Source organism: Pseudomonas sp. AU12215 (genome assembly GCF_001675465.2).
Taxonomy (GTDB): domain Bacteria; phylum Pseudomonadota; class Gammaproteobacteria; order Pseudomonadales; family Pseudomonadaceae; genus Pseudomonas; species Pseudomonas nitroreducens.
On the sequence record NZ_MACM02000008.1, the window covers coordinates 102,142 to 121,812 of the forward strand.

Annotated in this window: 20 protein-coding genes; 6 read left to right on the forward strand and 14 right to left on the reverse strand. The window is 65.4% G+C overall.

The window, feature by feature from the left end:
- Nucleotides 1-17: 17 nt before the first annotated feature.
- The 4 genes from raiA to A9513_RS02950 are packed head-to-tail and all read left to right on the forward strand — an operon-like array spanning nucleotide 18 to nucleotide 1,970.
- A complete protein-coding gene (raiA, locus tag A9513_RS02935) occupies nucleotides 18-326 on the forward strand; it encodes a ribosome hibernation-promoting factor, HPF/YfiA family (protein WP_017518151.1) in 309 nt (102 codons plus the stop codon).
- A 9-nt stretch (nucleotides 327-335) separates the two neighbouring features.
- Nucleotides 336-803 (forward strand): PTS IIA-like nitrogen regulatory protein PtsN, encoded by a 468-nt coding sequence (gene ptsN / locus A9513_RS02940; RefSeq protein WP_024766545.1) that lies wholly within the window; start codon nucleotides 336-338, stop codon nucleotides 801-803.
- Between the two features lie 2 nt (nucleotides 804-805).
- The gene (gene rapZ / locus A9513_RS02945; protein WP_024766546.1) at nucleotides 806-1,663 is read left to right on the forward strand and encodes an RNase adapter RapZ; all 858 of its coding nucleotides are present in this window, start codon (nucleotides 806-808) and stop codon (nucleotides 1,661-1,663) included.
- Nucleotides 1,664-1,697: 34 nt separating this feature from the next.
- The gene (locus tag A9513_RS02950; protein WP_024766547.1) at nucleotides 1,698-1,970 is read left to right on the forward strand and encodes an HPr family phosphocarrier protein; all 273 of its coding nucleotides are present in this window, start codon (nucleotides 1,698-1,700) and stop codon (nucleotides 1,968-1,970) included.
- 16 nt (nucleotides 1,971-1,986) lie between these two features.
- Here A9513_RS02950 and A9513_RS02955 read toward each other — a convergent pair whose 3' ends face one another.
- From A9513_RS02955 to pmbA, 6 genes are all read right to left on the reverse strand, one after another.
- Entirely contained in the window at nucleotides 1,987-2,886 is a 900-nt protein-coding gene (locus A9513_RS02955; RefSeq protein WP_065083922.1) for a ZIP family metal transporter, read from the reverse strand.
- Between the two features lie 16 nt (nucleotides 2,887-2,902).
- Entirely contained in the window at nucleotides 2,903-3,529 is a 627-nt protein-coding gene (locus tag A9513_RS02960; RefSeq protein WP_024766549.1) for a superoxide dismutase, read from the reverse strand.
- 13 nt (nucleotides 3,530-3,542) lie between these two features.
- Nucleotides 3,543-3,992 carry a hypothetical protein gene (locus A9513_RS02965; protein ID WP_024766550.1) on the reverse strand — a complete coding sequence of 150 codons (450 nt, stop codon included), beginning with the start codon at nucleotides 3,990-3,992 and terminating at the stop codon, nucleotides 3,543-3,545.
- 29 nt (nucleotides 3,993-4,021) lie between these two features.
- Entirely contained in the window at nucleotides 4,022-5,398 is a 1,377-nt protein-coding gene (gene fumC / locus A9513_RS02970; protein ID WP_065083923.1) for a class II fumarate hydratase FumC, read from the reverse strand.
- Nucleotides 5,391-5,774, reverse strand: a complete 384-nt coding sequence (locus A9513_RS02975) for a hypothetical protein (RefSeq protein ID WP_024766552.1) — start codon at nucleotides 5,772-5,774, stop codon at nucleotides 5,391-5,393. The genes fumC and A9513_RS02975 overlap by 8 nt, the downstream gene beginning before the upstream one ends.
- Before the next feature lie 148 nt (nucleotides 5,775-5,922).
- The gene (pmbA, locus tag A9513_RS02980; protein ID WP_065083924.1) at nucleotides 5,923-7,272 is read right to left on the reverse strand and encodes a metalloprotease PmbA; all 1,350 of its coding nucleotides are present in this window, start codon (nucleotides 7,270-7,272) and stop codon (nucleotides 5,923-5,925) included.
- Between the two features lie 116 nt (nucleotides 7,273-7,388).
- Between pmbA and yjgA the strand changes: the two genes are divergently transcribed.
- On the forward strand, nucleotides 7,389-7,913 hold the full coding sequence (yjgA, locus tag A9513_RS02985; protein ID WP_024766553.1) for a ribosome biogenesis factor YjgA: 525 nt from the start codon (nucleotides 7,389-7,391) through the stop codon (nucleotides 7,911-7,913).
- A 40-nt stretch (nucleotides 7,914-7,953) separates the two neighbouring features.
- Here yjgA and tldD read toward each other — a convergent pair whose 3' ends face one another.
- The 8 genes from tldD to mreB all read right to left on the reverse strand — a co-directional run bounded on the left by tldD (nucleotide 7,954) and on the right by mreB (nucleotide 19,127).
- Nucleotides 7,954-9,396 carry a metalloprotease TldD gene (tldD, locus tag A9513_RS02990; RefSeq protein WP_024766554.1) on the reverse strand — a complete coding sequence of 481 codons (1,443 nt, stop codon included), beginning with the start codon at nucleotides 9,394-9,396 and terminating at the stop codon, nucleotides 7,954-7,956.
- 2 nt (nucleotides 9,397-9,398) lie between these two features.
- Nucleotides 9,399-10,247 carry a carbon-nitrogen hydrolase family protein gene (locus A9513_RS02995; RefSeq protein WP_024766555.1) on the reverse strand — a complete coding sequence of 283 codons (849 nt, stop codon included), beginning with the start codon at nucleotides 10,245-10,247 and terminating at the stop codon, nucleotides 9,399-9,401.
- A 66-nt stretch (nucleotides 10,248-10,313) separates the two neighbouring features.
- Complete coding sequence (locus A9513_RS03000; RefSeq protein ID WP_065083925.1) at nucleotides 10,314-14,132, reverse strand: YhdP family protein; 3,819 nt, start codon at nucleotides 14,130-14,132, stop codon at nucleotides 10,314-10,316.
- 158 nt (nucleotides 14,133-14,290) lie between these two features.
- A complete protein-coding gene (gene rng / locus A9513_RS03005) occupies nucleotides 14,291-15,748 on the reverse strand; it encodes a ribonuclease G (protein ID WP_045209573.1) in 1,458 nt (485 codons plus the stop codon).
- A gap of 47 nt (nucleotides 15,749-15,795) precedes the next feature.
- Complete coding sequence (locus A9513_RS03010) at nucleotides 15,796-16,380, reverse strand: nucleoside triphosphate pyrophosphatase (protein WP_024766557.1); 585 nt, start codon at nucleotides 16,378-16,380, stop codon at nucleotides 15,796-15,798.
- A gap of 60 nt (nucleotides 16,381-16,440) precedes the next feature.
- A complete protein-coding gene (gene mreD, locus A9513_RS03015) occupies nucleotides 16,441-16,929 on the reverse strand; it encodes a rod shape-determining protein MreD (protein ID WP_024766558.1) in 489 nt (162 codons plus the stop codon).
- Nucleotides 16,929-17,996, reverse strand: coding sequence for a rod shape-determining protein MreC (mreC, locus tag A9513_RS03020; protein WP_083195968.1), 1,068 nt, complete (start codon nucleotides 17,994-17,996; stop codon nucleotides 16,929-16,931). Before mreC ends, mreD begins: the two co-directional genes overlap by 1 nt.
- A 93-nt stretch (nucleotides 17,997-18,089) precedes the next feature.
- Nucleotides 18,090-19,127 (reverse strand): rod shape-determining protein MreB, encoded by a 1,038-nt coding sequence (gene mreB, locus A9513_RS03025; RefSeq protein ID WP_017518164.1) that lies wholly within the window; start codon nucleotides 19,125-19,127, stop codon nucleotides 18,090-18,092.
- A 239-nt stretch (nucleotides 19,128-19,366) separates the two neighbouring features.
- Here mreB and gatC point away from each other — a divergent pair, with 239 nt between their 5' ends.
- Nucleotides 19,367-19,654, forward strand: a complete 288-nt coding sequence (gene gatC / locus A9513_RS03030) for an Asp-tRNA(Asn)/Glu-tRNA(Gln) amidotransferase subunit GatC (RefSeq protein WP_015475813.1) — start codon at nucleotides 19,367-19,369, stop codon at nucleotides 19,652-19,654.
- The last annotated feature ends 17 nt before the right edge of the window (nucleotides 19,655-19,671 follow it).

The following is a 19,671-nucleotide window of genomic DNA, read 5'->3' on the forward strand; positions in this document are numbered from 1 at the left end:
AACAAGGAGAAAGCGGTATGCAAGTCAACATCAGTGGACATCAACTGGATGTGACCGACGCCCTGCGCGACTATGTCGGCGAGAAACTTGGCCGACTGGAGCGCCACTTCGACAAGATCACCAATGTTCAGGTCATCATGGAGGTCGAGAAGCTGAAGCAGAAAATTGAAGCCACCCTCCACATCGCCGGTGGCGAAGTGGTGGCCTGCGCCGAACATGAAGACATGTACGCGGCCATCGACCTGCTCACCGACAAGCTCGACCGCCAACTGATCAAGCACAAGGAAAAATACCTCGAACGCCAGCAAGGTGTTGGCGTCCGTTAACCCCTCCCTATGATCCGACTTGAGCAAATCCTGACCCCCGGCCGTTCCCTCGTGAACGTGCCGGGCGGCAGCAAGAAACGTGTCCTCGAACAAATCGCCAACCTGGTGGCTCGCGAGCTGCCGGGTTTCGATTCCCAAGACATCTTCGACAGCCTGGTGGCCCGGGAACGCCTGGGCTCCACCGGCTTCGGCAATGGCATCGCCATTCCGCACTGCCGCCTCCCCGGCTGCCAGTCGCCGATCAGCGCCATCCTGCACCTGGATCACCCGGTAGATTTCGACGCCCTCGACGGCGCGCCGGTCGACCTGGTGTTCGTGCTGCTGGTGCCGGAAGCCGCCACCGAGGAGCACCTGGAACTGCTGCGGCAGATCGCCTCCATGCTCGACCGCTCCGACGTCCGCGAACGTTTGCGTCACGCCGCCAACGGCGAGGACCTGTACCGGATCGTCGTGGACTTCCAGAACAACGGGCACTGATCATGCGCCTGATCATCGTCAGTGGAAGATCCGGCTCGGGCAAGAGCACAGCGCTCAACGTGCTCGAGGACAACGGCTTCTATTGCATCGACAACCTGCCGGCCAGCCTCCTCCCGGACCTGGCCCAGCGTGCGTTGCTGCACACCGAGCTGCTGCACCCGCAGGTCGCCGTCTCCATCGACGCGCGCAACCTGCCCAGCCAGCTGCAGCGTTTTCCCGAGCTGCTGCAGGAAGCTCGCGACAAGCACATCCAGTGCGACGTGCTGTACCTCGATGCCGATGATGAAACGCTGCTCAAGCGCTTCTCCGAGACGCGCCGGCGCCACCCGCTGACCACCGACAGCCGCTCACTGGCCGAAGCCATCGCCGACGAGACGCACCTGCTGGCACCGATCGCCGACCTGGCGGATCTCAAGCTCAACACCACCAATCTCAACCTGTATCAGCTGCGCGACGTGCTCAAGCTGCGCCTGCTGAACAAGCCCGAACTGGGCACCGCCTTCCTGGTCGAATCCTTCGGCTTCAAGCGCGGCATGCCGGTGGACGCGGACCTGGTGTTCGACGTGCGCTGCCTGCCCAATCCCTACTGGAAACCGGAACTGCGCGAGCACACCGGGCTGGAAGTGGAAGTCCAGGAATACCTGGCGGCGCAACCGGATGTAGAAGAGATGTACCAGGATATCCTCGCCTACCTGAACAAATGGCTGCCGCGCTTCGCCGCGAGCAACCGGGCCTATGTGACCATCGCCATCGGCTGCACCGGTGGCCAGCATCGCTCGACCTATATTGCCGAGCGCATCGGTCAGGCCCTCAAGGAAACCCTCACCAACGTACAGATTCGCCACCGCGACCTGAGCTAAGCAGCGACAGACAACAAAAGGACAGCCCCTCGCGATGCCCGCCCTCGAAATCACCATCATCAACAAGCTTGGCCTGCACGCCCGTGCGGCGGCCAAATTCGTCGGCGTGGCAGGACGTTATCCCTGTCAGGTTCGCGTAGGGCGCAATCCGGAAAGTACGGTAGACGGCAAGAGCATCATGGCGGTGATGATGCTCGCCGCCGGCAAGGGCACCAATCTGCACCTCGCTGCCGAAGGCGAGCAGGAAGACGAGGCGCTCAAGGCGCTGGTCGAACTGATCAACAACTACTTCGACGAAGGCGAGTGACTCGCCGGGCCTTCGATCAGCCCAGCGACGTATCCAGCACCATCATCAGACAGAAGCCGATGATAAGCCCCTGGGTGGCCTGCGCCGCATGGCCGCGCCGCTGTGATTCGGGGATGATCTCGCGCACCACCACATAGAGCATCGCTCCCGCTGCCGCGGCCAGCCCCCAGGGCAGGAACATCCGCGAGATGCCGATCAGCCAGGCGCAGAGCACCGCGAACAGCGGCTCGACCAGCCCGGACGCCGCGCCCGCCAACGCCGCCTTGCCGCGTGACACGCCTGCCCCGGCCAGTACCAGCGCAATCGCCAGCCCTTCCGGCACGTCCTGCAGCGCGATGCCCAGCGCTAATCCGCTGGCGCCTTGCACCTCTCCCCCGGCGGCGACTCCGACGGCCATGCCCTCGGGAATGTTGTGCAGGACGATGGCAGCAACGAACAGCAGGATGCGCGCAGGAACCTTTCCATCAGAGACGCCCCGGATATTGGCCTGCGCATCTTCCAGTACTCGGCCGAACACCGCGAGACCGAAGGCCCCCAGCGCCAGGCCGAGGCTGACCAGCACCGAGGCCAGCCAGGTGGGCCGGCCCGAGGCTTCAGCCGCCTCCAGCGCGGGAAGCAGTAGCGAGAATGCGGTGGCCGCCAGCATCACGCCGGCGCCGAAACCGAGCATGGCGTCAGCGATTCGCGCCGGCATGCTGCGCACCAGCAGCACGGGCAGCGCGCCCAGGGCAGTCCCGAGCGCACAGAGCATGCCGCCATGCAAGGCCAGGTACAGCTGCGGGGAAAGCGACAAGCGCGCCAGCAGCATCAGGTGCTGGGCCACCAGCAGACCGCCGCCGAGGACAATGATCAGCCCCAGCAACCAACGCAAATTGCGTCCTCCGCTTTCACGCAGACTCTGCACGATCAGACGCATGGGACGCCCTTCGGTTTCATCCTTGCCCCCGCGCCTGCCGTGCCTCGCGGTAACGTCGGAGCACCTCCGGCCAGGCGACGACGTTGTAAAACGCGGCAATGTATTCCGGCCGGCGATTCTGATAGCGCAGGTAGTACGCGTGCTCCCAGACGTCCAGCCCGAGGATCGGCAAGTTGCCCTGCATCAGCGGGCTGTCTTGGTTGCCGGTGCTTTCCACCACCAGTTGGCCCTGCGGATCGACGCTCAGCCACGCCCAGCCGCTACCAAAGCGAGTCAATGCCGCCTTGGTGAACGCCTGGCAGAAGGCCTCGTAGCCGCCCAGTTGAGCGTCAATGGCCTGGCCCAACTCCTCCTGCGGATGACCACCGCCGTCAGGAGCCATCACGGTCCAGAACAACGAGTGGTTGGCGTGGCCGCCGCCGTTGTTGATCACCGGCGCGCGCAGTGCCTCGGGCAGGCGGTCGAGCTTCTGCAGCAACGTTTCCAGCGGAACTTCGGCGAACTCTGTGCCTTCCAGCGCAGCGTTCAGGTTGTTGATGTAGGTCTGGTGGTGCTTGCTGTGGTGGATTTCCATGGTCTGCGCATCGATGTGCGGTTCCAGGGCGTCGAAGGCATAGGGCAAGGCGGGCAGGACGTGAGGCATCTTCGAACCTTCTTCAGTGGTAGCGCATCGATTGAACGGCAGTGAACAGCCCCGGGCGCAACTCGACCGCGCCTTGGCGACGCAGCAGGCGCTGGGTACGCGGATAGGTACCGTGCTCGCCAATGAAGTTGAGCAGTTCGACGTAGGTACGGCGGCTGTGCTGCACCGCGGCCACACGCAGATCCGAGCATTTGCGCAGGTCTTCGCCTAATACCAATAGGCGCTCGTGGCAGGCGCACAGGTACTCGGCGGTTTCCTCCGGCTGTCCCAGTTGCAGGTGCAGGTCGCCGAGGTTGTGGTGGGAGATGACAAACGCCATCACGGCTTCCTCCGGGTCGTGCCAGCGGTCCAGCAGGACCTGGGCCAGCGCCAGCGCATGGAGGTAGTGCTCACGGGCATCGATCAACTCGTTGCGAATGAAGCAGCGGTTGCCCAGTTCGATGGTGCGTTGCCAGTGGCGCATGGCAGGTTCCTCCAGCGGGTGGGGCGGACTCAGAGTCCGCCGGCGGTGAGCTTCTCGGGATTGAGCAGTTGCTCGAGGCGGGCACGGTCCAGGTCCGTGTTTTCCAGCGCGACGTCGATGATCGGCCGCCCTTCGCGGTAAGCCTGCTTGGCGATCTCCGCGGCCTTCTGGTAGCCGATGATCGGGTTCAGCGCGGTGACCAGGATCGGGTTGCGCGACAGCGCCTCGCGCAGGCTCGCCTCGTTGACCTTGAAGCTGGCGATGGCCCTGTCCGCCAGCAGACGGCTGACGTTGGCCAGCAGGTGGATGCTGTGCAGCAGGTTGTCGGCGATCACCGGCAGCATTACGTTGAGCTCGAAGTTGCCCGACTGCCCGGCAATGGCGATGGTGGTGTCGTTGCCCATGACCTGGGCGGCGACCATGGCAGTGGCTTCCGGAATCACCGGATTGACCTTGCCCGGCATGATCGAGGAACCCGGCTGCAGCGCCTCCAGCTCGATCTCGGCAAGGCCTGCCAGCGGGCCGGAGTTCATCCAGCGCAGGTCATTGGCGATCTTCATCAGCGCCACGCCTAGCGCCTTGAGCTGGCCGGAGGTGGCCACGGCGATATCCTGAGCACCGATCAACGCGAAGAAATCATCACCGGGGCGGAATGCCAGGCCGGTCAGTCCGTTGAGCTCTTCGCAGAAGCGCGCGGGGAACTGCGGGTGAGCGTTCACGCCGGTTCCGACGGCAGTGCCGCCCTGAGCCAGTTGCTGCAACGCCGGCAGTTGCCCTTCTATGCCCAGAGACGCCTGGCGCACCTGTTGCGCCCACCCGCCAAGCACCTGGCTCAGGCGCACCGGCATGGCATCCATCAGATGAGTGCGGCCGGTCTTCACGTACGAGTGCACGGACTTGGCCTTCTTCTCCAGGGTCGCGTGCAGGTGATCCAGGGCCGGCAGCAGGTGCTGGTGGATCTCTACCGCCGCACTGATGTGGATGGTCGAAGGGATGATGTCGTTGCTGCTCTGCCCGCAATTGACCTGGTCATTGGCGTTGACCGGTTTTCCCAGGCGGCGGCCGGCGAGGGTCGCAACCACCTCGTTGGCGTTCATGTTCGAGCTGGTACCCGAGCCGGTCTGGAACACATCCACCGGGAAGTGTTGCTGCAGGTCGCCCGCCAACAACTCCTCACAGGCAGCGACGATGGCAGCGCCGGTTTCCGCGTCCAGCTGTTCCAGGCTGACATTGGCCCGCGCCGCGGCGGCCTTGGCCAGCAGCAGCGCGCGGATGAACGGACGCGGCATGCGCTGGCCGCTCACCGGGAAGTTGTTCACCGCCCGCTGCGTCTGGGCACCGTAGAGCGCCGCCACCGGCACCTCCAGTTCGCCCATGCTGTCGCGTTCGATACGGCTGTCAGTCATTCTCGATTCCTTCTTGCAGTCTCAGGGAAGGCGCCATCTCCTGCTGTGCCATCCGCCGGCCGAGCAGGCACAGGCGTTGGCGCTGGGCGGTAGAGGTCGCCAGGCGTTGCAGTTCGCGTAGAGGGAGATAGGCGTGATCCAGGCAGAGCACCCGCCAGTGCCAGGGCAGTGCGATGTCGCGGCTGCTGTCGAGCAGCAACTGGAAGCACTTCTCGAAGAGGCGCCAAGCCGGCACCGGTTCCCAGGCCGCCAGGTAACGCGCCTCGCACAGGTACTGCTCGACCAGACGCGGCTCATCCGGCTCCAAGGCGCAGCGGATGCGGGTCCCCAGGCGGTACCAGCGATCGGTGAGCGAGCTGTCGATCTCGGCAAACATGGCAATCCCTCAATCGATAATGAGATTGATTATTGTTTGTGAGAATCAAAAAAACAAGCCGCCCGAACGCAATGCGCTGGACGGCCTGTCTGGAGAACGGCTTTGGGAAGGACTGAAAGCCGCGGCCAGCAAGGCCGCGGTGGGTGGATCAGTTGCCGGCGACCATCATCTTTTCAATGAGGACGGAGCCTGTGTGCAGGTTGCCGCGATGCTCCACATCGTTGCCGATGGCGACGATATTGCGGAACAAGTCGCGCAGGTTGGCGGCGATGGTGACTTCCTGCACCGGGAACTGGATTTCGCCGTTTTCCACCCAGTAACCGCCGGCACCACGCGAGTAATCGCCGGTCACCAGGTTGACGCCCTGCCCCATCAGCTCGGTGACCAGCAGGCCACGTCCCATGCGACGGATCAGCGCGGCCTGGTCCTCGTCGCCATGGCTGACGAACAGGTTGTGCACGCCGCCGGAGTTGGCCGTGCTGGGCATGCCCAACTTGCGCCCGGAGTAGGTGCCGAGCACATAGGAGACCAGCTCGCCGCCTTCGACGAAGGGTTTGGCATAGGTCGCCAGGCCGTCGTTGTCGAACGAGGCACTGCCCAGCGCGCCGCGCAGCAGCGGGCGTTCGTCCAGGGTCAGCCATTCCGGGAACAGTCGCTGCCCCAGCGCACCTTCGAGGAAGGAAGACTTGCGGTACAGACTGCCGCCGGAGATGGCACCGAGGAAGTGGCCGAACAGGCCGACCGCGACTTCCGGGGCAAACAGCACCGGCACCCCGGCGGTCGGCACCGGGCGCGCGCCGAGCCGGCTGGCAGCTCGCTCGGCAGCACGGCGGCCGATGGATTCGGGAGTCGCCAGCAGCTCACCACGGCGGTTAACGTCATACCAGTAGTCGCGCTGCATCTGCCCTTCGCCTTCGGCGATCATCACGCAACTCAGGCTGTGGCGGGTGCTCGCATAGCCGCCGACAAAGCCATGGCTGTTGCCGTAGACGCGGCAGCCCTGATGAGTGTTCAGCGTGGTGCCGTCGGCCTTGGTGACGCGCTTGTCGGTGGCGAACGCGGCAGCCTCGCAGGCCAGCGCGCGCTCGATGGCCTGGTCGGGGGTGATCGACCAGCCGTGGTAAAGATCCAGGTCCGGCAGGTCCCGCGCCATCAGCGCAGGGTCCGCCAGGCCGGCGCAGTCGTCTTCGGAGGCATGCTTGGCAATCGCCAACGCCGCCGCCACGGTTTCACGGATGGCGTCCGCGCCTGTTGCCGAGGTGCTCGCCGAGCCCTTGCGCTGGCCAACGTAAAGAGTGATGCCGAAGCCCTGGTCACGATTGAACTCGACGGTCTCGACTTCACCCTGGCGCACCGAGGTGGACAGCCCCTGCTCCACCGACACCGCCACTTCGCAGGCGCTGGCGCCCTGCCGGGAAGCCTCGGCGATGATCCGCTCGACCTGCTCGCGCAGTTCGGGAAGGACCTCCGGGCTCACTGCCGGGTTGTGTTCGCTCATTGCATGCCTCTCCTGTTCATGTTCCGGCCCCGCCATCAGGCGGCGGCAACCGGCGCGGGCCGGACAAGCGGCCCCTGACTCGTTATCATGGCGGCGTTTTCAAAGAGACCCCCGCCATGGCTGAAATTCACGATGACGACTCGTCCTTCGATGAGAAGAGCAAGTCGCAAGTAAAACGCGAAATGCACGCGCTGCAGGAGCTCGGCGAGCGCCTGACGACGCTCAAGGCCGACATGCTCGACCGCATGCCGCTGACCGATCCGCTGCGCCGCGCGCTGGAAGAAGCACCCAAGCACAAGGCCAACGCTGCCAAGAAACGCCATCGGCAGTTCATCGGCAAGCTGATGCGCGACCAGGACGTCGAGGCCATCCTCGCCCTGCTGGAACAGGTAGACACCTCGACCCGCCAGTACAACGAACGCTTCCACGCCCTGGAGCGCTGGCGCGACCACCTGATCACCGGCGGTGACGCAGCGCTGTCCGCGTTCTTCGGCGAATACCCGGAAAGCGACCGCCAGCACCTGCTCCAGCTGATCCGCCACGCCCAGCACGAGGCCGCTCACAACAAGCCTCCGGCCGCGGCGCGGAAGATCTTCAAGTACATCCGCGAGCTGGACGAGCTCAAACGCGGCCTGCGCTGAGCAGCCGCGTCCCTCTCTCCAAGCCTCACGGGCAACGGCCTCAGGCGCCCGTGCCGCCAACGGTGATCGCGTCGATCTTCAGGGTCGGCTGGCCGACACCGACCGGCACGGACTGGCCGTCCTTGCCGCAGGTTCCCACGCCGCTGTCCAGCGCCAGGTCGTTGCCGACCATGGACACCCGGCTCATCACTTCCGGGCCGTTGCCGATCAGCGTCGCGCCCTTCACCGGGCGGGTGATCTTGCCGTTCTCGATCAGGTAGGCCTCGCTGGTGGCGAAGACGAACTTGCCGCTGGTGATGTCCACCTGGCCGCCGCCAAGGTTGGCGCAGTAGATGCCACGCTCGACGCTGGCAATAATTTCCTGCGGATCGCTCTCCCCGGCCAGCATGTAGGTGTTGGTCATGCGCGGCATCGGCAGGTGCGCGTAGGACTCGCGACGACCGTTGCCGGTGCGCGCCACGCCCATCAGGCGGGCGTTGAGCTTGTCCTGCATGTAGCCCTTGAGAATGCCGTTCTCGATCAGCACGTTGCAGTGGGTCGGCGTGCCTTCGTCGTCCACCGACAGCGAACCGCGACGGCCGGCGATGGTGCCGTCATCGACGATGGTGCACAGGCTGGAAGCGACCTTCTCGCCGATGCGACCGCTGTAGTTCGAGCTGCCCTTGCGGTTGAAGTCGCCTTCCAGGCCGTGGCCCACGGCCTCGTGCAGCAGCACGCCGGACCAACCGGCGCCCATCACCACCGGCAGACTGCCGGCCGGCGCGGGCACCGCTTCCAGGTTGACCAGCGCCTGGCGCAGCGCCTCGCGCGCGTAGCTCATGGCGCGGTCTTCCTGCAGGAAGTACTTGTAGTCCGTGCGACCGCCGCCGCCATGCCCACCGCGCTCACGGCGGCCGTTCTGCTCGACGATGACGCTGACGTTGAAACGCACCAGCGGTCGGATGTCCGCAGCCAGCGAACCATCCGCCGCAGCGATCAGTACCTGGTCCCAGACACCGGCGAGGCTGACGGTGACCTGCTGGATGCGCGGATCAAGGGCGCGGGTGGCGGCGTCGATCTTCTGCAGCAGCTCTACCTTCTCGGCGCGGCTCATCACATCCAGCGGGTTCTCGCCGGCATACAGGCGGGTCGGCACCACGGCCTTGAACGCCTGCACCTTGCCATTCTGCCCGGCTCGGGAGATCGAGCGTGCAGCGCGGGCAGCCTGGATCAGCGCTTCGTGGTTGATCGCGTTGCTGTAGGCGAAGCCGGTCTTCTCACCGGACTGTGCGCGCACGCCGACACCCTGGTCCATGTGGAAGCTGCCTTCCTTGACGATGCCGTCTTCGAGCATCCAGGACTCGGAGACCTGGCTCTGGAAGTACAGGTCGGCGGCGTCGATGCCGGGGCCGCTCAGCTCGTGCAGGATCGGCGACAGCTGGTCGATATCCAGACCACCGGGGGCCAGCAGGTGCTGGCTGACGGATGACAACAGTTCGCTCATATTCACTCCGTACGCGCCGGTCGCGGTTCGACCGACGGGAAAAATCTTCTGTGCCGGACAATCGGCATGCGCTGCCGCACCGCCGCCTGTTCCTCGCTATCGCGCTCAGCCAGCAGCACCGCCTCGCCCTTGGCCTGCTCGGCCAGGATACGCCCCCAGGGGTCGACGATGGCCGACTGGCCCCAGGTTTCCCGTCCGTTGGGGTGGGTCCCGCCCTGTCCAGCCGCCAGTACATAGCACTGGGTTTCGATGGCGCGGGCGCGGATGAGGATTTCCCAGTGCGCAGCGCCAGTCACCGCGGTGAATGCCGAAGGGGCACTGATAAGCTCCGCGCCGGCTTCGCGCAGCGCGGTATACAGTTCGGGGAAGCGCAGGTCGTAGCAGACCGTCAGCCCCAGCCGCCCGACCGGCGTATCCGCCACCACCACGCGCTGGCCGAAGGCGTAGTCGTCCGACTCGCGATAGCGGCCACGGGCATCAGCAACGTCCACATCGAACAGATGCAGCTTGTCGTAGCGCGCCGCCACTTCACCGCGCTCGTCCACCAGCAGCGAGCAGGCATTGGCCTTGGCTCCCGGCTGGTTCTCCGGCGGCAACGGCAGGGTGCCGGCGACTATCCACAACCTGAGGTCGCGGGCGGTGCTTTTCAACCAGGGCAGGATCGGGCCTTCGCCAAGGGCTTCGGCGCGGCCGATGTCCGCGAGGTCTCGGCGCCCCATGGCGGCGAAGTTTTCCGGTAGTACGGCAAGGCGCGCGCCGCCGTTGGCGGCCTGCTCCAGCAGGCGACGGGCGGTGGCAAGATTAGCCAGGACATCGTCCTGGCTGACCATCTGGATGACGGCGATGGACATGGTCAGCTCCGGGAATACCTGGCTTTCATGCTAACCGATGCCCGGGCATTGTGCTTGGCCGCCGGTTCAGTGAGGTTTTTCGAAGGGTTTCTCGAAGGTGATGGTCGGGCTCTGCCATTGCCCCTTCACGCTGTACTGCACGCTGGCGAAGCGTGCGACCTTGTCACCCAGCAACTTGTCCACCACGAACAGCGCGCCGCCAATGGCGGGAGCGCCGACGATCAGTGCCGCCAACGGCAGGTTGTTGGTCACCGGCAGAGTCACCAGCAGCTTGGCGTCGATCTCGTCGTGGGCCATGTCCAGGGTGCCGTTGAGTTCCAGGTTGCTCGACGGTCCATCCAGACGCAGCGGCTCGCGGGTGAAGTAGACGCCATCGGTGGCGGTGAGCACGCCCTTGACCCGGTCGTAGCTCAGGCCCTTGCCCAGCAGGTCGGAGAAGTCCAGGCGCAGGCGGCGGTTGATGGCGTTGAAGTTGAGCAGGCCGAACACCCGCAGGGCATTGGCTCCGCCCTCCACTTCGACGAATTGCCCCTTGCGCAGGCTGGCGTCCAGGGTACCGCCGAACCGCCGCAGGTTCAGCGCCGCCGGCGAACCCGGCCAGTTGCCGTTGATGTCCACGTTGAAACGCTCGCTGGTCACGCTGGGCGCGAAGTCCCAGGCCTTCAGCACGTCGCCCAGGTTCTTGCCCTCGAGCTTGCCCTGGAAGGTGCTGCGCGCGCTCGCCTCAAGACCATCCCAGCGCAGGCTGCCCTTCACCGACAGGCCACGCAGGTCCAGATTCACATTGTTGAAGCCAACACCGGTAGGCGTCGGGCGCAGGTTGAAGCTCCAGGCACCGACCGGCTTCCCGGCCTTGAGGACCTGGCGGATGGACACGTCCATCGGCGGCAGGCTGCGCGGGTCGACCTTTGCCAGCGGGTCAGGCTGCTCGACTGCCTTCACGGAATCGATGGCCTCGCCCTTGGGCAGGTCGAGACGGTCCAGGGCGATCTGGATCGGCTTCACCTTGCTGTCGGGCAGGATGACCTTGCCGGAGACCAGCGAGCTGACCAGTCCAACCTGCCAACTGCTGTCGACACGCAACACATCCAGCGTGAGATTTTCCAGGGTCTGGCCAAAGCCTTTGAAGCGACCGATCTGCAGGTCTGCGCCGCGCAGCAGGCCAGCGGCGCCCTCAACCCCGGTATTGGAGTATTTCTTCGCGACCGCCATCCAGGCGTCGGCGTCAACTTCGTCGATCTTGCCGCGCACCTGGACGCCATTCCAGTTGGGCAGCACGGCCGGGGCGCCACCCAGGCGCAGCACGCCACGGCCGGCCAGCGGCTGGTCCGCCGGAGCCGCGTAAGCCAGGCTGGCGCGATCGCCGTAGGTTGCCCAGTAGCGTCGCTCGGCGCCCTCGAGGGTCATGCGCCATTCGCTCTCGCGGGTTTCCTGCGCGGCCTTGCCCAGCGGCGCCGGCAGATCGATGGTGACACCTTGCAGGTTCGAGGCGACCTGCAGCTGGCTGTCCTTGCCGTCGAGCAGCAGGTTGAGCTGGAACGGCACGCGGCCGTCGACCGGCAACTGTTTCTGTACCTTGCCCCAGTCGAGCAGGGTCTTCACCGATACCTGGCCACCCACCAGCACCCGAGTACGCGGAGCGCCGTTGCGGCCTTCGGCGCGAATGCTGCCGGTGATACGGCTACCCAGCACCTGAGCGGAGATGTTCTGCCCGCTGAGGCCGCTGTCGGTGTCGTAGCGGAACTTGCCCTTCACCTGTTCGAGGTTCAGCTCAGGCTTGGCAATCTTCAGCTGCGCCTTGTCGGTGTCGAAATCGACGATCACCCGCGCCTTGCTCGCCTCGCCCTTGGCCAGCGGAATGTCGAGGTTGAGGTGGCCATTGAGGTCGCCCTTGCCTTCCCAGCCGGCGAAAGTGTGCGTCGCACCGATGGGCGAGTCCTGGAGGATCTTCAGGCCATCGACGAGGTTGCTGTCGATATCGCCGTCCACATGCAGATGGGCGACTTCCCCCGGGTTGGAATGGGGAATCTCCACCGAGACATCGCGCACCTGGCTGTTGAGAATCTGCCCGCTGGTTGCGTTGATGCTGACGCCGGTGTCCTCCACGCGCACCTCGCCCTCGGCCTTGCTCAGGCCGGGCCAGCCCGGCTGGTAGTCGAGCACGCCGTCATGGACCTTGAAGTACAGGGTCATGGCATGGGCTTCCGGCGCCGAGCCCTTCTGCAGCGAACCTTGCCAGAGGAAATAGCCCTGTTCGATGCGCCCACTCTTGATTGAACCTTTGAGCCAGGCAGCCAGATCCTTGCTCATCTGCGGGATGACGGTGGGCAGGTATTTACCGGTGTAGCGCGCATCGCCGTTGCTCATCCCCACGCGCAGGTCCATGTAGTCTTCCTGCGCCGGGTCGCGCATCAGGCGTATCAGGATGTCGCCGGCGATGGTTCCCTCGTCGCCCTCCACCTGCATCAGGTGGCTGCCTAGGGTGAAGGCCTCGTCGTTGAACTGGAAGAACATCCGCGTGCGTGCGGTGCGGTAGTGCCAGGGCTCGGGGAACAGCGTGGCCAGGTGCAGCATGAAATCCTGGGCGTTGGCGTCCAGCGTGCCGCCGCCAAGGTTGCCGCGGAAGGTGCCGTCGACGTTGGCCACGGCCGGCACATCATGGAAGGCACTGACACCGACCTTCTCCAGGTTGGTGGCATAGGCGACGCGCTCGGCGCCCTCGCGCTGCGGCCAGTAATCGAAATTGACGTTGTGCAACACACCGTGCGGTTTCAGCCCTTCGAGCCACTCGATGGCCTTGTCCGGCAGCGGTGCCAGTGCTGTGATGGTCGGTCCCAGCGGGGTCAGGTCGAGGCGGTCGGCGCGCAGCTGCCAATGCTCCTCGCCCTTCATCCGGCGAGTCAGTTCCAACTCCACCTCGCCCCAACGACTTTCGCCGAAATTCGCTGCCAGATCGGCGACACGCAGATCGAAATCGTCGCCGTTGCGCTGGAAGAACAGGCTGACGCCCAGGTCGCTCAGGCTCACCGGCTTGCGGTCGCCCAGCGCGGCGTCGATCTTCGGGGCATTCAGGCGGGCTGCGGCGAAGACCGGCACGCCCTTGTCGATGGTCGCCCAGAATTCGCCGCCAGCCTTGGCGTGGGACAGCTTCCAGGCGCCAGTGAGACGCTCGGGCAGCCACTTGGCCCAGTCGGCCTGGGGCAGGCTCAGGTACAGCTGGGCCGAACTCTTCGCCCAGTCATCGCGGTTCAGCCGGGCCTCCAGCTGCGCCGCCACCGGTTCGCCGCCGGGCAGGCTGAAGCGTGCCTCCAGGCGCTGGCGGCTGCCGCTGCGCAGGGTCATGCCGACATAGTTCAACGACAGCGGGTTGGCCTGTTGCGGCAGTACGGTCAGTTGGCTGTCCATCAGCGACAGGCGATGTGGGGTCAGCAGCAGGTCCATGAGCTTGCGCGGGTCGGTGTCGCCGCCACGGCTGGGCAGGCCGTCGGCGTGCCAGTTGCCGTCCTCGTCCTCGCGCAGGGTCAGGTGCAGGCCTTCCAGCTCCAGGCTGTCGATGCGCGGCTGGCGCGCCATCACGCTGCCGAGGATGTCCGGGGTCAGGCGCACGCGCTCCAGGCGCAGCGAATCGGTGCCTTCGCCCAGTTGGATGTCGCGTACCACGATGATCGGGCTGAACCCGCGCCAATGCCCTTCCAGGGCGCCAATAGCCACCGGCAGGCCCAGTTGCTCGCTGGCTTTGCGCGCCAGATCGTCGCGGTACTCCGCCACCAACGGCACCAACTGCCGGCCAAGGCTGACGTACAAAGCCAGCAGCACCAGCCCCAGCGCCAGGAGGCCCAGGACGATGCGCAGCGAGGTGGCGAACAGGCGGCCGGCGCGATCCATGTCAGGCGGCTGCCTGTGAGGTGAAGCGAAGGGTCATCGAGCGGCCTCCCAGCCATCCAAGGTCGAACCAGGTCTGACAGTGTGCGTCAGGCAAAGCTCCAAAAAACCCCATGGCAAAGCTGCCGGCCGGCGGATCTCCACGATGTGCGAGCCGCCGCTCAAAGCAGGACCACGTCGTACTGCTCCTGGGAATACATGGCCTCGACCTGGAACTTGATCGGGCGACCAATGAACAGCTCCAGGTCCGCGACGTTGCCCGACTCCTCGTCGAGCAGGCGATCCACCACTTTCTGGTTGGCCAGCACCAGGTAGGAATTGGCCTGGTAGGCTCGCGCTTCACGGAGGATTTCCCGGAAGATCTCGTAACAGATGGTCTCGGCAGTCTTCAGCATGCCGCGCCCCTGGCAGCTCGGGCAGGGCTCGCAGAGCACCTGCACCAGGCTTTCGCGGGTGCGCTTGCGGGTCATCTGCACCAGGCCCAGCTCGGTGATGCCGATGATGTTGGTCTTGGCATGATCACGTTCGAGCTGCTTCTCCAGGGTCCGCAGGACCTGGCGGCGGTGCTCCTCGTCTTCCATGTCGATGAAATCGATGATGATGATCCCGCCCAGGTTGCGCAGGCGCAGCTGGCGGGCGATGGCGGTCGCCGCCTCGAGGTTGGTCTTGAAGATGGTCTCTTCGAGATTGCGGTGGCCGACGAAGGCGCCGGTGTTCACATCGATGGTGGTCATCGCCTCGGTCGGGTCGATGATCAGGTAGCCGCCGGACTTGAGCAGCACCTTGCGCTCCAGCGCCTTCTGCACCTCGTCCTCGACCCCGTAGAGGTCGAAGATCGGCCGCTCGCCCGGGTAGTGCTCCAGGCGGTCGGCGATTTCCGGCATCAGCTCTTCGACGAACTGCGTGATCTTCTGGAAGTTCTCCCGGGAATCGACGCGAATCTTCTCGATGCGCGGGTTCACCAGGTCGCGCAGGGTGCGCAGGGCCAGGGAGAGGTCTTCGTAGATCATCGTCGGCGCGCCGACAGTCTGGATCTGCGCGTCGATCTGGTCCCAGAGGCGGCGCAGGTAGCGGATATCGGCGAGGATCTCGTCCTCGCCGGCGCCTTCGGCAGCGGTGCGCAGGATAAACCCACCTCGCTCGACGATGCCCTCGGCCTCGACGCACTTGGCGACCACCTGCTTTAGGCGCTCGCGCTCGTGTTCGTCCTCGATCTTCAGGGAAATCCCGACATGACTGGTGCGCGGCATGTAGACCAGGTAGCGCGAAGGGATCGACAGGTGCGTGGTCAGCCGTGCGCCCTTGGTGCCGATGGGGTCCTTGGTGACCTGCACCACCAGGCTCTGCCCTTCGTGGACCAGCGCGCCGATGCTCTCCACCGCACTGCCCTCGCGGGTGGAAATCTCCGCGGCATGGATGAAGGCTGCACGCTCCAGGCCGACGTCAACGAAGGCCGCCTGCATGCCCGGCAGCACGCGCACGACCTTGCCTTTGTAGATGTTGCCGACGATCCCGCGGCGCAGCGTGCGCTCGACATGGACCTCCTGCAGGACGCCGTTCTCCACCACCGCCACGCGCGATTCCATCGGCGTGATATTGATCAGGATCTCTTCGCTCATGCGCCCTTCCTTATCGCGCCCGGAGTCGTGCCAGCGCTACTTCGTGATCAAGACTGCCAGCTAGGGATGGAGAAGTCAGCCAGCAATGCCGCAGTTTCACACAGGGGCAGGCCGACCACGGCGCTGTAGCTGCCCTCGACGCGGCTGACGAAGACTGCCGCGAGCCCCTGGATAGCATAGCCACCCGCCTTGTCCTGCGGCTCGCCGGTTTCCCAGTAACGCTCGGCCTCCTCGGCGGAAATCTCGCGGAAGGTCACGCGACTGCTGACCACGCGTGCTTCGCAGCGGTCGCGATCGGCCACCGCCACGGCAGTCAGCACCTCATGCTCGCGGCCGGACAGGGCCTGAAGCGTCGCCAGGGCGTCGTCGCGGTCCAGCGGCTTGCCGAGGATGCGACCATCCAGCACCACGGCGGTATCGGCACCCAGCACGCAGACATCGGCGCGCTGGGCGAGGAAGTTCAGCCCGGCCAGGGCCTTGCTGCGCGCCAGGCGCTCGACATAGGCATGCGCCGACTCGCCGGACTCGGGCGTTTCGTCAATCGACGCAGGCACTATGTGGAATGGCAAGCCAATCTGGGTGAGCAGCTCGCGGCGGCGCGGCGAACTGGAGGCGAGGTACAGCTGGGCCATCAGGGACTCCGAAGCGGGCCCGCTCAATGCCGGCCCGGCGATTCCCCCGCAAGGGGGCGATCAATTGATGTTCAGGCGCAACCGCAGGGCCCGCAGCAATGTATAGACCCAGGGCCAGAGCAAGGCGCTGACCAGCGCCGGCAGCAGGAACACCAGGGTCGGCGGGCGATTGCCGGTCAGGGCGCTGATCCACAGCTGGACCAGCTGGGCGAGACCGAAGACCACCAGCAACACCAGGCACTGCTGCCAGATGGGGAACATGCGCAGGCGCTGGTGCAGCGACAGCACCAGGCAGATGATCAGGCTCAGGATCAGGGCGTTCTGCCCCAGCAGGCTGCCGTAGAGCACGTCTTCGGCAACGCCCAGCACCCAGGCAGTCAGCATGCCGACCTTGTGCGGCAGGTAGAGCACCCAGTAGGTGAGGAACATCGCCAGCCACAGCGGGCGGCCGATCTCCATGAAACTGGGCATGGGCGCCACCGACAGCAACAGCGCCAGGAGCAGGGTGAGCCAGATGGCCCAGCCATTGTTCGAGCCCTGACCCGCCATCAGCGTCGGGTCCTTGCATCGGGGTGCGACGCCGGTGCACCAGGCGCACCAGGCGCGGCAGGCGCTGCGCCATTGGCGCCGGCCGGATGGGCAGGCTGTGCGGCGGGAGCCGCAGGAGCGGCAGGCTGCGCACTGTCATGTGGCTGGGTGGCCGGAGCGCCGGGCGCAGGCTGGGCCGGCGCGCCGGACTCGGCCGCCTTGCGGTCGGCTTCGGCCTGGGCTTCGGCGGCATCGGTGGCGCGCTGTTCGGGCGTCCGGCTGTCGCTGAAGACCAGCAGCACATAGCGGCTGCGGTTCATCTTGGCGGTTGGCACGGCACGGATGGTGGCGAAAGGCCCACCGGTGTCGTGCAGCACTTCCTTCACCACCGCCACCGGATAACCGGCCGGGAAGCGCTGCCCCAGGCCGGAACTCACCAGCAGGTCGCCTTCCTTGATGTCGGCGGTATCGGCGACGTAGCGCAGCTCCAGGCGTTCCGGGTTGCCGGTGCCCACGGCGATGGCGCGCAGGCCATTGCGGTTCACCTGCACCGGAATGCTGTGGGTGGTATCGGTCAGCAGCAGGACGCGCGCGGTGTAAGGCATCACCTCGACCACCTGGCCCATCAGGCCGCTGGCATCGAGCACCGGCTGGCCCTGGAACACGCCGTCCTTCTCGCCCTTGTCGATCAGGATGCGCTGGGTGAAGGGGTTCGGGTCGACACCGATCAACTCGCCCACCAGCACCTTGTCGTCGACCAGCGCGGAGGAATTGAGCAACTCGCGCAGGCGCACGTTCTGTTCGGTGAGGGTGGCCAGCTTCTGCAGGCGGCGCTGCATCAGCAGCTGCTCGGCCTTCAGGCGCTCGTTCTCGGCCAGCAGTTCGCTGCGGCTGGTGAACTGGTCGCGCACGCCTTCCCAGGCTCGAACCGGGATGTCGGCGATGCCATAGAAGGGGCTCAGCACGAGGCCCATCTGGCTGCGTACCGGTTTCAGGTAATCAAAGCGGGCATCGACCACCATCAAGGCGACCGACAGGACGGCGAGCACCAGCAGGCGCGCGCCCAGCGAGGGCCCTTTGGAGAATATCGGTTTGATGACCGGCTCCTAGCTGTGCAAGGTCGGTTGAAGATTCACCAGCGTGGGCGAAACGTTAACCGACCTTTACAGAGCTTTCCTACCTTATTCGGTGGAAAGCAGGTCCATCGAATGGCGATCCATCATTTCCAGCGCCTTGCCGCCACCACGGGCCACGCAGGTCAGCGGGTCTTCGGCAACGATCACCGGCAGGCCGGTTTCCTGGGCCAGGAGCTTGTCCAGGTCGCGCAGCAGCGCGCCACCACCGGTCAGCACCAGGCCCCGCTCGGCGATGTCCGAAGCCAGCTCCGGCGGAGACTGTTCCAGGGCGCTCTTCACCGCCTGGACGATGGTCGCCAGGGATTCCTGCAGCGCTTCAAGCACTTCGTTGGAGTTCAGGGTGAAGCTGCGCGGTACGCCTTCGGCCAGGTTGCGGCCACGGACGTCGACTTCGCGGACTTCGCCGCCCGGGAAGGCGGTGCCGATTTCCTGCTTGATGCGCTCGGCGGTGGATTCGCCGATCAGGCTGCCGTAGTTGCGGCGCACGTAGGTGACGATGGCTTCGTCGAAGCGGTCGCCGCCGACGCGGACGGATTCGGCGTAGACCACGCCATTGAGGGAGATCAGGGCGATCTCGGTGGTGCCGCCGCCGATATCGACGACCATGGAACCACGGGCCTCTTCCACCGGCAGGCCGGCACCGATGGCCGCGGCCATCGGCTCTTCGATCAGGTAGACCTCACGGGCGCCAGCGCCCAGGGCCGATTCACGAATCGCGCGGCGTTCCACCTGGGTGGACTTGCACGGCACGCAGATCAGCACGCGAGGGCTGGGCTGCAGGAAGCTGTTCTCGTGAACCTTGTTAATGAAGTACTGCAGCATCTTCTCGCAGACGCTGAAGTCGGCGATCACGCCGTCCTTCATCGGACGAATGGCGGCAATGTTGCCCGGAGTACGGCCCAGCATGCGCTTGGCTTCGGTACCGACGGCAACCACGCTTTTCTGGCTGCCATGGCTACGGATGGCGACCACGGACGGTTCGTTCAGGACGATGCCGCGCTCGCGCACATAAATAAGGGTATTGGCAGTGCCCAGGTCGATCGACAGATCACTGGAGAACATGCCACGCAGTTTTTTAAACATTGGAAAGAAACCCATAGGTGGCGCGTGGGTGAAAAGTGCGCGGGTAAAAAAGTGCGGCAAACTCTAACAATGACGGGGGTTTTGGGCAAGGCGGCAATTTATGCTAGATTCCTCGTTTTTCGGGCCTGCTCGGCCCGTCCCAGCGGCCTTCGACCGTCTGCCGCGGGTTCTGTTCCCCGCCCCCTCATTCCTTCCGGCCAGGTCCAGTTCGAACCGGGCCGCTCTAGCTGGAGATCCCGATGGCGCTTGAACGCTCCGACGTGGAAAAGATCGCCCACCTCGCCCGACTGGGCCTGGAGGAAGCCGACATTTCGCGTACCACCGACACCCTGAACAACATTCTCGGCCTGATCGACGCCATGCAGGCCGTCGACACCGACGGCGTGGAGCCCCTGGCCCACCCGCTGGAAGCCACGCAGCGCCTGCGTGCCGACGCAGTCACCGAGGAGAACCGCCGCGAAGCCTACCAGGCCATCGCGCCGGCCGTGGAAGACGGCCTTTACCTCGTCCCGAAAGTCATCGAGTAAGCGCTAAGGACACGGAC

What these genes read in the sequence shown, in the direction of transcription:
- rapZ (WP_024766546.1), top strand. Translation starts at nt 806, where the DNA reads ATGCGCCTGATCATCGTCAGTGGAAGATCCGGCTCGGGCAAGAGCACA.
- raiA (WP_017518151.1), top strand. Translation starts at nt 18, where the DNA reads ATGCAAGTCAACATCAGTGGACATCAACTGGATGTGACCGACGCCCTG.
- A9513_RS02960 (WP_024766549.1), bottom strand. Translation starts at nt 3,529, where the DNA reads ATGCCTCACGTCCTGCCCGCCTTGCCCTATGCCTTCGACGCCCTGGAA.
- A9513_RS02950 (WP_024766547.1), top strand. Translation starts at nt 1,698, where the DNA reads ATGCCCGCCCTCGAAATCACCATCATCAACAAGCTTGGCCTGCACGCC.
- mreB (WP_017518164.1), bottom strand. Translation starts at nt 19,127, where the DNA reads ATGTTTAAAAAACTGCGTGGCATGTTCTCCAGTGATCTGTCGATCGAC.
- ptsN (WP_024766545.1), top strand. Translation starts at nt 336, where the DNA reads ATGATCCGACTTGAGCAAATCCTGACCCCCGGCCGTTCCCTCGTGAAC.
- A9513_RS02965 (WP_024766550.1), bottom strand. Translation starts at nt 3,992, where the DNA reads ATGCGCCACTGGCAACGCACCATCGAACTGGGCAACCGCTGCTTCATT.
- A9513_RS02995 (WP_024766555.1), bottom strand. Translation starts at nt 10,247, where the DNA reads ATGTCCATCGCCGTCATCCAGATGGTCAGCCAGGACGATGTCCTGGCT.
- fumC (WP_065083923.1), bottom strand. Translation starts at nt 5,398, where the DNA reads ATGACTGACAGCCGTATCGAACGCGACAGCATGGGCGAACTGGAGGTG.
- tldD (WP_024766554.1), bottom strand. Translation starts at nt 9,396, where the DNA reads ATGAGCGAACTGTTGTCATCCGTCAGCCAGCACCTGCTGGCCCCCGGT.
- yjgA (WP_024766553.1), top strand. Translation starts at nt 7,389, where the DNA reads ATGGCTGAAATTCACGATGACGACTCGTCCTTCGATGAGAAGAGCAAG.
- mreD (WP_024766558.1), bottom strand. Translation starts at nt 16,929, where the DNA reads ATGGCGGGTCAGGGCTCGAACAATGGCTGGGCCATCTGGCTCACCCTG.
- A9513_RS02955 (WP_065083922.1), bottom strand. Translation starts at nt 2,886, where the DNA reads ATGCGTCTGATCGTGCAGAGTCTGCGTGAAAGCGGAGGACGCAATTTG.
- A9513_RS03010 (WP_024766557.1), bottom strand. Translation starts at nt 16,380, where the DNA reads ATGGCCCAGCTGTACCTCGCCTCCAGTTCGCCGCGCCGCCGCGAGCTG.
- rng (WP_045209573.1), bottom strand. Translation starts at nt 15,748, where the DNA reads ATGAGCGAAGAGATCCTGATCAATATCACGCCGATGGAATCGCGCGTG.
- A9513_RS03000 (WP_065083925.1), bottom strand. Translation starts at nt 14,132, where the DNA reads ATGGATCGCGCCGGCCGCCTGTTCGCCACCTCGCTGCGCATCGTCCTG.
- A9513_RS02975 (WP_024766552.1), bottom strand. Translation starts at nt 5,774, where the DNA reads ATGTTTGCCGAGATCGACAGCTCGCTCACCGATCGCTGGTACCGCCTG.
- gatC (WP_015475813.1), top strand. Translation starts at nt 19,367, where the DNA reads ATGGCGCTTGAACGCTCCGACGTGGAAAAGATCGCCCACCTCGCCCGA.
- pmbA (WP_065083924.1), bottom strand. Translation starts at nt 7,272, where the DNA reads ATGAGCGAACACAACCCGGCAGTGAGCCCGGAGGTCCTTCCCGAACTG.